Origin of the sequence: Chlorogloea sp. CCALA 695 (genome assembly GCF_003003885.1) — a bacterium.
Taxonomy (GTDB): domain Bacteria; phylum Cyanobacteriota; class Cyanobacteriia; order Cyanobacteriales; family Chroococcidiopsidaceae; genus Aliterella.
The window spans coordinates 1-12,162 of the sequence record NZ_PVWN01000050.1 but is presented as its reverse complement, the minus strand read 5'-3'; the positions used below and the strand labels follow the sequence as shown (position 1 = coordinate 12,162).

General features: G+C 38.9%; 9 protein-coding genes, 1 tRNA gene and 1 rRNA gene. 5 read left to right on the top strand and 6 right to left on the bottom strand.

Going from position 1 to position 12,162, the window contains the following annotated elements:
• Positions 1-32: 32 nt before the first annotated feature.
• The 4 genes from ahcY (at position 33) to C7B70_RS19310 (ending at position 4,296) form a co-directional block, all read left to right on the top strand.
• Entirely contained in the window at positions 33-1,310 is a 1,278-nt protein-coding gene (ahcY, locus tag C7B70_RS19325; RefSeq protein WP_106370636.1) for an adenosylhomocysteinase, read from the top strand.
• A gap of 86 nt (positions 1,311-1,396) precedes the next feature.
• Positions 1,397-2,002, top strand: coding sequence for a DedA family protein (locus tag C7B70_RS19320; RefSeq protein WP_106370635.1), 606 nt, complete (start codon positions 1,397-1,399; stop codon positions 2,000-2,002).
• A 76-nt stretch (positions 2,003-2,078) separates the two neighbouring features.
• Positions 2,079-3,806 carry an ABC transporter ATP-binding protein gene (locus tag C7B70_RS19315; protein WP_106370634.1) on the top strand — a complete coding sequence of 576 codons (1,728 nt, stop codon included), beginning with the start codon at positions 2,079-2,081 and terminating at the stop codon, positions 3,804-3,806.
• Positions 3,807-3,945: 139 nt separating this feature from the next.
• A complete protein-coding gene (locus C7B70_RS19310) occupies positions 3,946-4,296 on the top strand; it encodes a hypothetical protein (protein WP_106370633.1) in 351 nt (116 codons plus the stop codon).
• A gap of 183 nt (positions 4,297-4,479) precedes the next feature.
• Here the strand turns inward: C7B70_RS19310 and C7B70_RS19305 are convergent, their stop codons facing one another.
• The 6 genes from C7B70_RS19305 to glyQ all read right to left on the bottom strand — a co-directional run bounded on the left by C7B70_RS19305 (position 4,480) and on the right by glyQ (position 10,921).
• A complete protein-coding gene (locus C7B70_RS19305) occupies positions 4,480-5,526 on the bottom strand; it encodes a DUF1350 family protein (protein ID WP_106370632.1) in 1,047 nt (348 codons plus the stop codon).
• 115 nt (positions 5,527-5,641) lie between these two features.
• Positions 5,642-6,226 carry a hypothetical protein gene (locus tag C7B70_RS19300; protein WP_106370631.1) on the bottom strand — a complete coding sequence of 195 codons (585 nt, stop codon included), beginning with the start codon at positions 6,224-6,226 and terminating at the stop codon, positions 5,642-5,644.
• Between the two features lie 621 nt (positions 6,227-6,847).
• Positions 6,848-6,934, bottom strand: a tRNA-Ser gene (locus C7B70_RS19295).
• 41 nt (positions 6,935-6,975) lie between these two features.
• Positions 6,976-9,207, bottom strand: a complete 2,232-nt coding sequence (locus C7B70_RS19290; RefSeq protein WP_106370630.1) for a ComEC/Rec2 family competence protein — start codon at positions 9,205-9,207, stop codon at positions 6,976-6,978.
• 13 nt (positions 9,208-9,220) lie between these two features.
• Positions 9,221-10,000 (bottom strand): NYN domain-containing protein, encoded by a 780-nt coding sequence (locus tag C7B70_RS19285; RefSeq protein ID WP_106370629.1) that lies wholly within the window; start codon positions 9,998-10,000, stop codon positions 9,221-9,223.
• 48 nt (positions 10,001-10,048) lie between these two features.
• Positions 10,049-10,921 (bottom strand): glycine--tRNA ligase subunit alpha, encoded by an 873-nt coding sequence (glyQ, locus tag C7B70_RS19280; RefSeq protein ID WP_106370628.1) that lies wholly within the window; start codon positions 10,919-10,921, stop codon positions 10,049-10,051.
• Between the two features lie 312 nt (positions 10,922-11,233).
• Here glyQ and C7B70_RS19275 point away from each other — a divergent pair.
• Positions 11,234-12,162: ribosomal RNA gene (locus tag C7B70_RS19275) — 16S ribosomal RNA — on the top strand; the annotation flags it as partial.

The following is a 12,162-nucleotide window of genomic DNA, read 5'->3' as shown; positions in this document are numbered from 1 at the left end:
CTACTGAGTGCAAATATTTAAGGAAATTCTTAATGACCGCAACTACTGCTCGTATAAAGTACGAAATCAAAGATATTAATTTAGCCCCTTCAGGCAGACAAAGGATCGAATGGGCTGGGCGAGAAATGCCCGTACTCAAGCAAATACGCGATCGCTTTGCTCAAGAAAAGCCCTTTGCTGGTATTCGTCTAATTGCTTGCTGCCACGTTACTACAGAAACGGCTCATTTAGCGATCGCTCTCAAAGCTGGCGGTGCAGACGCAATATTGATTGCTAGTAATCCTCTTTCTACTCAAGATGACGTAGCAGCTAGTTTAGTTGCCGATCATGAAATTCCGGTTTTTGCCATGAAGGGCGAAGACAATGACACTTATCATCGTCACGTCCAAATTGCTTTAGACCATCGTCCCAATATCATTATCGATGATGGTAGCGATGTAGTTGCAACCCTGATTCAAGAGCGTCAACACCAAGTTGCAGATTTAATTGGTACTACTGAGGAAACTACCACTGGAATTGTTCGCCTCAAAGCCATGTTCAGAGATGGTGTATTGACATTCCCAGCAATGAATGTCAATGATGCTGATACCAAACACTTTTTTGATAATCGTTACGGTACAGGACAATCAACTTTAGATGGAATCATTCGCGCTACTAACGTTTTACTAGCAGGTAAAGCTATTGTAGTAGCTGGTTACGGCTGGTGCGGCAAAGGTACAGCGCAACGGGCGCGGGGACTAGGCGGCAATGTAATTATTACTGAAATCGATCCAATCCGGGCAATTGAGGCGGTTATGGATGGTTTTAGAGTGCTACCTATGGCAGAAGCGGCTACTCAAGGTGATATTTTTATTACTGTTACAGGCAACAAGCACGTAATTCGCGCCGAGCATTTTGAAGTTATGAAAGACGGTGCGATCGTTTGTAATTCCGGTCACTTTGATATTGAAATTGATCTCAAATCTTTAGGTGCTAAAGCTAAAGAAGTCAAGGAAGTACGCAACTTTACCCAAGAGTATCAAATGCCTAATGGTAAAGCTGTAGTAGTTCTAGGTGAAGGTCGATTAATTAACCTCGCCGCCGCCGAAGGACACCCCAGCGCGGTAATGGATATGAGTTTTGCTAACCAGGCGTTGGCTTGCGAATATTTGGTTAAAAACAAAGGCAAACTAGAGCCAGGTTTGCATTCTATCCCTGTTGAGGTTGACGCAAATATTGCTAAATTAAAGTTGCAAGCAATGGGCATTAATATTGATACTCTCACTTCCGAGCAAACTGAGTACATCAATTCCTGGACTGCGGGAACTTAAGACAATATAAATTGATTCTTAAAAGGAGGCGTAGTTATCTATGTCTCCTTTGGCTTATATATTGGTGAGAAATAGGACATAAATTGATGGTTGAATGGATTACAAGCACAATGGATTCCCTTGGCTACTGGGGAATTGGCTTATTAATGTTTTTAGAAAATTTATTTCCCCCTATCCCGTCAGAGTTAATCATGCCTCTAGCGGGATTTACAGTATCTCAAGGAAAGTTAGAGTTTGCTCCGGTAGTATTTGCAGGGGTTTTCGGTACGGTAATCGGGGCATTACCTTGGTATTACGCAGGTAAAATCCTTGGCGAACAAAGGTTAAAAAGTTTAGCCGATCGCTACGGTAAATGGTTGACAGTTTCAAGTAAAGACATTACCAGAGCGACAGGTTGGTTTGATAATCACGGTGGAAAAGCTGTATTTTTGTGTCGCCTTGTACCTGGCGTTCGCACCTTAATCTCTTTACCAGCAGGTATTAGTAATATGCCTTTAATACCATTTTTAATTTACTCAACTATTGGTACTACCTTATGGGTAGGTCTGCTGACTTATGCAGGTTATGCTCTTGGCAATAACTACAAATTGGTAGAAGAATATCTTGGTCCTGTTTCCAAAATTGTTTTAGCCATTATCCTTGTAGCCTTTGCCATTTGGGTAATTAGAAGAATTATGCGCCGCTCTACTTAATAACTGTTTTTGATTTGTGTAGTCCAAAACTGATAGCCTCAACATCGAGGCATTAATACTTTATCAATATTGCAGCTTGAAAAATCGCTCTAATTACTGGCAACTACAACCTTATATTCAATCGCAGTGGAAAACTATTGCTAAAGGATTTATTTGCATCCTCGGCTATGTACTTTCTACTTTATGTCTAATTTATTTAGCAGGAAAATTACCTGCACCCTTTGCAGAAGGCAATGTCAAAGAAATTGCTAAAATATCAGCGATCGCACTTGGTATATTTTTAGTTAGAGGAATCTCCCAATCTGGGCAAGATATCTTCATGGCGCAAGCAGCTTTAAGAGTTGCTTTAAATTTGCGTAAGCAAGTTTACACCCATATGCATAAGCTTAATCTTAGCTACTTTGAAACCACTCAAGCCGGAGACTTATCCTACCGTCTCACTGAAGATATTGACAGAGTAGGAGAAGTAGTCAACAAGTTATTTCATGATTTTGTGCCTTGTGTACTTCAGTTAGTCGCAATTCCTATTTACATGATTTATCTTAATTGGCAACTAACTTTAGCTTTGCTAGTAGTCGCGCCGTTGATGGCAATATTAATTGGTTGGTTTGGTGAAAGATTGCGTAAGTTTTCCCGCAAAAGTCAAAACCGCGTCTCTAATTTATCAGCAATTCTCACCGAAGTTTTTAGCGGAATACGCTTAGTACAAGCTTTTGCAGCAGAAAAGTATGAAATTGCTAGATTTACCGAAGAAGCCGAAGCTAGTCGTCAAGCCAAGTATTCAACAGAGCGATTGAAAGCAATTCAAATCCCGATAATTGGCTTTTTGGAAGCTTTGAGTATATTAATACTGCTATGTATTGGTGGTTGGCAAATTTCTGTAGAAAACCTAAACGTAGCCGAATTTTTCAGCTTTTTAACGGCGGGAGTAACACTACTCGATCCCATTAGCCATGTTACTAGCAACTATAACGAGTTCAAGCAGGGAGAGGCATCGGTTGACAGAGTTTTTGAGATTGTGGCAATTGCACCAACGGTAGTAGAAAAGCCCAATGCGATCGCACTTCCCCAAGTCACAGGTAAAGTAGAATATCGTCGCGTTAGCTTTGCCTACAAGAGCGACCAACCCGTACTAAACAACTTAAACTTACTGGCACTACCAGGAGAAACCATCGCTTTAGTAGGAGCTTCGGGAGCAGGGAAAACAACTCTAGTTAATTTATTACCCCGTTTTTATAGTCCCTTGTCTGGGGATATCTTAATTGATGGCATTAACATTCAAGATGTAACAATTAGCAGCTTGCGGCAGCAAATTGGGATTGTTCCCCAAGAAACTGTATTATTTTCCGGGACAATTGCCCAAAATATCGCCTTCGGACAAACAGATTTTGATTTAGACGTAGTGCAAGCCGCCGCCGAAGTTGCTAACGCTCATCAGTTTATTAGTCAATTACCCGATGGTTACTACACTTGGGTAGGAGAAAGAGGTGTCAATTTATCCGGTGGGCAAAGACAGAGAATTGCGATTGCCCGTGCAGTATTACTTAATCCTCGTATACTAATTTTAGATGAGGCGACATCAGCCTTAGATTCGGAGTCTGAAGCTTTGGTACAAGAAGCTTTAGAGCGAATTATGCACCATCGTACAGTGTTTATTATTGCTCACCGTTTAACAACCGTAAGAAGAAGCGATCGCATTTTAGTCATCGAAAAAGGTCAAGTTGTAGAATCTGGTACTCATGAGGAGTTATTAGCACTCTCTCGCCAATACGCTCATTACTATAGCCAGCAATTTAGTTCGTAGCTTAAACGACCTTCATTAAATTTCTAATCCGCAACAAAGCGCTAAAACTTCAATCAGGGTATGCTAGATGTATTGTTCGCTCGTCAAGTCGTCAAAATTCTTGGCAAAGTGCTGAAATCAAAGAGTTAAATACATAACAATGACAGTATCAGGTTTTGACAAGTCTTCCCCTCGCATGGATATCAAAGTAAATGTAGCGAAGTTACGCAATGATACTTTCTACAAAACCTCTGATGGACGTACCATGATTTTGTCACCAAGCAATTGTGGCGGCATGAAATGGACTCAAGATAAAAGCCATGTATTATCCAAGGATGCAACCGAAGGCTATTACCTAAGAATAACTAATGATGTAGGATTTAACAATATTGGGATGGAATGGAAACAAGCGGCACTTAATTTAGCTCAATCCGGTTACTTATCGCTTTCTCGCAAAGAAATTATTTCTAATATGCCTGTTGAGATGATGAACAATATAACAACTGATTAACTAGCAAACTAAAGTTATATTTAGCTTTATTATTGCTTTAAAGCTAAGGTTGGTTCGTTAAAAAATGTGATCGCAACTCTCAATAATATCTATCTAAGTTCTATAGCTACTTTTTGTAAATAATTGCCTTAGTATTGCAATTCAATAATTTTATTTTTTCTAGTTAAATTTCATTGTTAATAGCTACATTATTAGCTCAGTGATAGCCTCTACTGATTTTTTCTTCAAATCCATTTCTTTTTGTTTTTGTTTTATTTCTTCCAGCAATTTAATTGTTACAGTTTCGAGTCTTCTATTTTTAATTGGGTTGATGAATTTATCAAAAGAATTAAAACTGACAATGTAATTGCCTATTTTTACTCCAAGCGGTTCCAAATGCTTGCCGTTTAATTGCTTAGGAGGAGTTAGAAATGACTTATTATTTGATTGTTTACTCTTAGTAGCTAAATACTCAATGAACCATTTACAAGTTTCTTCAGCAATTTTGTCTTGCTTAAAGTAGATGAGAGTTGTTAGGTTGAATAAATTGCTACTTTTAATCAAGCAAAGAGTTTGTTTTAAGTTAGGAGTTACTCCCAATCCAAAACTATCAATTAGCTTTGCTAAAATATGAACAGGAATAGCACTTTCTGTATTGCTAATATTAGGAGCAATTAATAATGATGGCTGACCTTTAATAAACAAATTGATTATTTCAGGTTTTTCACTAATATACTTCTCTGTGAGAATCTCAGTTTTTCGTTTCTCCAAATCTAGCTCTAAAGAAAGATTTTCAATATTTTCAAGAATATTCCCATAGGAATTTTTTTCAGCTCCGCATATTTTTACACCTTGGAGGACTTGCTCCCATTCGCTGCTCAAAAGTTCTAGTAAAGCAATGTATTTGCATCCTAAGCTATGCCCAATCCAAAAAAAATTTGTATCTTTGAGATATACGCTATGGTCATAACTTAAGTTTTTTGCTTCTTTGACAATTTCTCTTCTAATTACGTACTGTTCTTTTACTAAGCTAATAGCAACTGACCAATGATTAAATGTAAATCTGAATGGTAGGGCAATAATAGTATAACCTGCATCAAATAGTTGATTGAGAAAGTAGTTAAAGAAAATAGTTGGAAAAGTGCCAAAAAAAGCCCCACCTATAAATTGCACAACTCCTTTAGGCTGAGGATGGAGAGCTACCCAACTGTTTGAAACTGGCTTAAATTTAAACTTTGTGTTAGTTACCATAGTTTTAAAAACTCGTATTTATAATGGTTTTTAATGCTATAAATTGTGGGATGAATAGTTTAAACATTTTTTGTAGAAATACATCCCACAATTTTTATTAAGCGATTATTTAGCTTTAAAAAGTTTCTGGAGCGTCTGATAAGTCCTGTGACCCAAACGGAAGATTCCTAAACCTGTACAAAGAGCTACCAGTACCAGTAGGAAGAGGGTAGACAATTTGATCGAGTTGAGGATCGGCAGCTGTTAAGTCTTTAAAGAAAGTTCCTCGATGCTCAGGAGTTAGCAAAAGCGTAGCATTTCTAAAAGGTGAAAGTGAGGCTAAAAAGATTTCTACATAACCGCGAACCTCAAAGTTTGGATCTTGATTATTCAGTAGTGTAGGCTCTGGCTGTAATATAAATAAAGCTGTGTCATTAGCAGGAAGAGTAATCGCAAAGCTTGTTTTTCCGGGGTTTCCTGGAAGTACATCACCTATAATATTCGTTCCTAAAATATCTAGAAAAGTGACAGTTGTAGCAGGCTCTAAAATTGGTGAAAGGGCTGTAAATACAAGAGATACTCTTACATCAGAGTTAGTGACATTAGCTAAAGTTAAGAAGTAGCCTTGAATGACTGTACGGCTAATTTTATCAAAGGGTGGCTGCTGAAGTTGTTTAGGCAATTGTGGCTTGACGAGAAGTTCAAAGGTTGAAACTAGCATAATTTTCCTTCGTATTTGATGTTAAAGTTAACTCGTTAAACAGAATTTAATTTACAGATGTAATTAGCTGTTTAACTGCTCTTTAACTTTCTACAAGTGAAGGAGAGGAGTTTCCGGAAACTTACAAATTTTTATCTTAATGAATAAGTAGCGCAGAAAAATGCGAGCCGCCAAACTTTAGAGAACTAAACTCAGAATAAAAAACGCGAGCGCGTTCATCCTTTTGAGTCTCAGTTAGCAAGCTTTACTCAAGCATAAATGTATAAAAAAACACCCAAAACTTGAAGATTTAAAATTAATGTATAAAATATTCAGCAAATTATAGTAGCGCGAACAATCAGTAATGTACTTGAAGTAATCTCACATTTAGCTGACTACAGCTTGCCTACGAAAGTAGAATTTGTAAGTAGTTAAAGCATTAAACTATAACGAGGACTAACTTCTAATTTCCAAAGTTTAGTTTTTATACTCAGTAGTTGTAGTAATAAAATAATAAGTGTGTCTTGAACTCATACTCAAAATGGAAGTTTTACTCAAATAATTTTAAGTATTTATTCAAATAATTCAAGCCAGCAGTTAATAATAAAATGCTCAAAACCCACTTGCAGAGTCACCTTTCAACGGAGAGGGTGGGATTTGAACCCACGATAACATTGCTGCCATAACGCATTTCGAGTGCGCCGCGTTCAACCACTCTGCCACCTCTCCATAAGACAACAAAACTGTTGCAGTTAATTAATATAGCATTTTTATAATAAAGAAGCATTATTTTCAACAGTTTCTATGGTTGACTCAAATTTATTGTTAGGTGTCCATTGAATAGCACCATCACTCGCAGTTAAAAATATTTTTGTCTTGATTTTTGCCAAATCAGTAGTCTTTGATTCAGTCTTTTGAGCATACGCGATCGCAACTTCTGGCTTGATTGCTGCAACCAATTCTGCATCAAGGTTTTTTGCGAACAGTAAAACTTGAACAGAAGATATATCTTGACTTGCAACTTGAGTTTTTTTGTTACTTAGCTGCACGTTGCCCACCAATAACCATTTTTGATTTTGAATCTGTAACTGCCATAAAGGTATGCGATTGTCTGTCAACTCAATCTGTGTAGAACCTGCTACTACTTTTTCCCCAGTGACTAATACTCTATAGCTTCCACCGTTGAGACTTCGCACTTTCTTATCTTCAGCAATACTATAAAAGCTTTTAACAGGTAGTTGCGCCAAAATTTCCATCCAACCATTCTTATCATCAAGGAGATTTGTAGAAATTGCCCAATCGATAGAATTAATGCCTTGCTGTTGCAAGAAAGGCAAAACTGTAAAACGGGCAGTGGTAGGATTTCCACTATTAACTAGCAAAACCTTACCCCGATCTTGGACTACTATCACTGGTTCTACTTTATCTGCTAGTACCGTTACCCGAAAATCTGTAGAATACTGCCAAATTGGAACTAATACCAAACTAACCACCACTACACCAACAATCCACCAACGTTTGTGCAGCCAAGGTAGAAACCAAACTAGACTCATTAATCCATACACTGCTAGCAGTTGCCAAAGAGCTATTTTGCCTACAGCTAGAGAGTTTCCTGGCAACTGAGAAAAAAATTGTACCAGCCAAATTAAAATATAAGTAGGATAGTACAACAGCAATGCGATCGCACTTCCGGCAGCAGACCAAATCAAAGCAGCGATCGCGCTAAAAATTCCCCCAATACTAATAATCGAGATTAACGGTATTGTTAAAATGTTGACTACTAAGCTATAAGGCGGGATTACCCCAAAAATGTAAAGCTGTAATGGTAAAGTCCACAAAGCCGCCGCCAAGGGAACAGCAATTAGAGTTGCGATCGCCTTTGGCATCCAATCTAACTTTGCAACTAGCGGTGGTACACTAACAACTAATCCAAGTGTTGCCAGAAAGCTTAATTCAAAACCTAAGTCCCAAATCCATAAAGGATTCCACAGTAGCAAGAGTGTTGCGGCTACGAGTAGCGATCCTAAAGGCTTAATTTTTCTGCTGGTAGCTACACCAATTAATGCACCAAAACCCATAATTACAGCTCTTAGTACTGAAGGTTGCAAACCAGTCAAGCCAACAAATCCAACTAACGCTACTGCACCACAGCCAAATTGCCATTTGGGAGCTAAACCTTTACTCAAAGCTAGTACCAAACCAAGAATCAAAGCAGTTTGAAATCCTGAAGCCGCCAAAGCATGAGCCAGTCCAACTCGCACAAATAAGTCTCTGATGTCATAAGGTAGATCGATAGCCTTGCTACCCAAAACCATTGAACTTACAAGTTGTCCTTCAGGACTACCTAACCAGCGAACTTGTGATCGCACAATTCGTTTACTAACTTGCCACAATCCCCATTTTTTTTGTTCATTAGTAGTAAAATTTACTTGCATTCCATTTAAGCCAGCAAAGGTACTTTGTTGCTGCAAAAATCGTTTAAAGTCAAACCCACCTGGATTAGTTGCAGGTTTCGGCTTATACAAAATCCCCTTAATTGCGATCGCCTGTCCTGGATATAAAGCCGTTGATTGCAACAAAGGTATAGTTACATACAAATTACCTGTAACTTTAATTACTTTACCCATTTGATTAAGTTCTTTTGTCTCTAGCCAAAATTGTCCCTTTTGACTCCGAGTTAAACGGGGTAAGTTGCTAACTTCACCTCGAACTGTAACAATTTGCTTTCCATTGCTAATAAACTGACTAATATCATTAACAGCTGGTTGCGGAGTTTTTATTTGAAAATACAGCGTTGCTAAGAATCCGACCATACCTGCTGCTAAAAACAGGCTTGGTTTGAATCGCCATTTACTAAGCAACTCCCTAAAATAATTCTTACTTGCTAAATAGCTTAAAAAAAGTCCTATAGTGATTATTGCATAACTACCCCAGCTAATAGAAGTAGATAGTAAACCTATAATATAAGCAAGACACAAAGTTACAGTGTTTGTCTGACTCATCAAAGTTTGTACATCAATTTTTCAACTTAATATATAAGACTTTAGCGGCTGTATTTTTTTCATGAGGTATAGTTTTAATTTCAAACATATCAATAGCTCTAATTAATTCACCTAATTTTTTATAGCCATAGGTTCTCGAATCAAAAGATGAAGACAGTTTATTGATTTGACCTCCCAATTCTCCTAAACTAGCCCAGCCATCTTCTTCTGCGATCGCTTCATAGGCATTTTTAACTAGCTTAACCAACTTAAAGTTTTCTTTCAATTCTGAACTACTTTTCAAGTTATTGTTCTGAGTGTCTTTTTTGGCTTTAACTACTTCTGAACCTCCTTGATCTTCAGTTTCTTCTAAATTCTCTGTATAAGTAAATTTATCACAGGCTTTTTGGAAAGGTTCGGGAGTTTTTTTCTCACCAAACCCATAAACAATTAATCCAGATTCTCTGATTCTGCACGCCAATCTAGTAAAATCGCTATCGCTGGAAACAATGCAAAAACCATTGAAGTTATTTGTATATAGTAAATCCATCGCGTCAATAATCAACGCGCTATCTGTAGAGTTTTTGCCAGAAGTGTAACTAAACTGTTGAATTGGTTGGATGGCAAATCTATTCAGCTTATCTTTCCAGCTATTTAAATGAGTACTTGTCCAATCTCCGTAAACTCGCTTAACATGAGCAGTCCCATACTTAGCAATCTCTTTAAGTAAGGCTTCAATTATACTAGCAGTTGCATTATCAGCGTCAATTAAAACCGCAAGCCTGTCTGATTTTAATTGAGTATTATTTTGCATACATCTACTGAATTTTTGAGTTTATAATCTTGTAAAAACATCCAGTAACTATGAACTTTTTAAAAGTGGAAATCCTAACTTTTCTCGTTGCTGCAAATATAAATTAGCTATTTTCCTTGCTAAATTACGAATTTTACCTATATAACGAGTCCGTTCAGTTACAGCAATTACACCTCTAGCGTCTAAGAGGTTAAACGTATGGGAACACTTTAAAACATAGTCCAAGCTAGGTAAAACAAGTCCTCTGTGGGTAAGCTGCTCAGCTTCTTGCTCATACAAGCTAAATAAAGCTATTAGCATTTCTGGATTAGCAGCCTCAAAGTTGTATACGCACTGTTCTATCTCACCCTGCAAATAGATATCCCCGTAGGATAGATTATCCGTCCACTGGATTTTAGAAATCGCTTCTACTCCTTGGAGATACATAGTCAATCTCTCTAAGCCATAAGTAATTTCAACAGACACCGGGCGACAATCAATGCCTCCGCACTGCTGAAAGTAGGTAAATTGAGTAACTTCCATGCCATCAAGCCATACCTCCCAGCCTGTACCCCAAGCTCCAACAGTGGCATCTTCCCAATTATCTTCTACAAACCGAATATCATGTTCTTCCGGCATAATCCCTAAAGCCCGTAAGGAGTCAAGATAAATACCTTGAATATTTTGTGGCGAAGGTTTAATTAAAACTTGATACTGATAATAATATTGGAAACGATTTGGATTTTCGCCATAGCGTCCATCAGTGGGACGGCGACAAGGTTCAACGTAGGCAACTGACCAAGGTTCCGGTCCCAACGCTCTTAAAAAAGTCTGAGGGTTTTTAGTACCAGCCCCCTTTTCTATATCGTAAGACTGGGCAATTAAACAACCCCGATCACTCCAAAAATTGTGCAGTGCTGCAATTACCGATTGAAAATTCATAAGTTCCTTTGCTCATCAGGACAATATTATCAATCATTGTTGCCTAAAACCACTACCCAACATAGATTAGAGGCTTTATCTAATTTTCTTTTCAATAAAGGCTTGACAAAGTTATCTAGAGTTGATAGATTAATAAAGCGCTGGAGAGGGAAGCGAAAGCGGAACGAACCAGAAGGCACGCCGAACCATGAAAAAATTATAATTGAAAAGCCAAAAAAAAGCACTATAGTCTTCGTCAGAGAAACTATAAGAAAGAGATTCACTTCGGGTGAATCAAAATTGAGAGCTAACAAATAGACTCCATTTTTAAACAAAACGGAGAGTTTGATCCTGGCTCAGGATGAACGCTGGCGGTATGCTTAACACATGCAAGTCGAACGGATGTTTTCGGACATTAGTGGCGGACGGGTGAGTAACGCGTGAGAATCTAGCTTCAGGTTGGGGACAACAGTTGGAAACGACTGCTAATACCGAATATGCCGAGAGGTGAAAGATTAATTGCCTGAAGAAGAGCTCGCGTCTGATTAGCTAGTTGGTGGGGTAAGAGCTTACCAAGGCGACGATCGGTAGCTGGTCTGAGAGGACGATCAGCCACACTGGGACTGAGACACGGCCCAGACTCCTACGGGAGGCAGCAGTGGGGAATTTTCCGCAATGGGCGAAAGCCTGACGGAGCAATACCGCGTGAGGGAAGAAGGCTCTTGGGTTGTAAACCTCTTTTCTTAGGGAAGAAAAAAATGACGGTACCTAAGGAATAAGCATCGGCTAACTCCGTGCCAGCAGCCGCGGTAATACGGAGGATGCAAGCGTTATCCGGAATGATTGGGCGTAAAGCGTCCGCAGGTGGTTTATCAAGTTTGCGGTTAAAGGTTCTGGCTCAACCAGAGACAGGCCGTGAAAACTGATAGACTAGAGTATGGTAGGGGCAGAGGGAATTCCCAGTGTAGCGGTGAAATGCGTAGAGATTGGGAAGAACACCGGTGGCGAAAGCGCTCTGCTAGGCCAAAACTGACACTGAGGGACGAAAGCTAGGGGAGCGAATGGGATTAGATACCCCAGTAGTCCTAGCCGTAAACGATGGATACTAGGTGTAGCTTGTATCGACCCAAGCTGTGCCGTAGCTAACGCGTTAAGTATCCCGCCTGGGGAGTACGCGCGCAAGCGTGAAACTCAAAGGAATTGACGGGGGCCCGCACAAGCGGTGGAGTATGTGGTTTAATTCGATGCAACGCGAAGAACCT

What these genes read in the sequence shown, in the direction of transcription:
- C7B70_RS19305 (WP_106370632.1), bottom strand. Translation starts at nt 5,526, where the DNA reads ATGGTAACTAACACAAAGTTTAAATTTAAGCCAGTTTCAAACAGTTGG.
- glyQ (WP_106370628.1), bottom strand. Translation starts at nt 10,921, where the DNA reads ATGAATTTTCAATCGGTAATTGCAGCACTGCACAATTTTTGGAGTGAT.
- C7B70_RS19285 (WP_106370629.1), bottom strand. Translation starts at nt 10,000, where the DNA reads ATGCAAAATAATACTCAATTAAAATCAGACAGGCTTGCGGTTTTAATT.
- C7B70_RS19300 (WP_106370631.1), bottom strand. Translation starts at nt 6,226, where the DNA reads ATGCTAGTTTCAACCTTTGAACTTCTCGTCAAGCCACAATTGCCTAAA.
- ahcY (WP_106370636.1), top strand. Translation starts at nt 33, where the DNA reads ATGACCGCAACTACTGCTCGTATAAAGTACGAAATCAAAGATATTAAT.
- C7B70_RS19290 (WP_106370630.1), bottom strand. Translation starts at nt 9,207, where the DNA reads ATGAGTCAGACAAACACTGTAACTTTGTGTCTTGCTTATATTATAGGT.
- C7B70_RS19310 (WP_106370633.1), top strand. Translation starts at nt 3,946, where the DNA reads ATGACAGTATCAGGTTTTGACAAGTCTTCCCCTCGCATGGATATCAAA.
- C7B70_RS19320 (WP_106370635.1), top strand. Translation starts at nt 1,397, where the DNA reads ATGGTTGAATGGATTACAAGCACAATGGATTCCCTTGGCTACTGGGGA.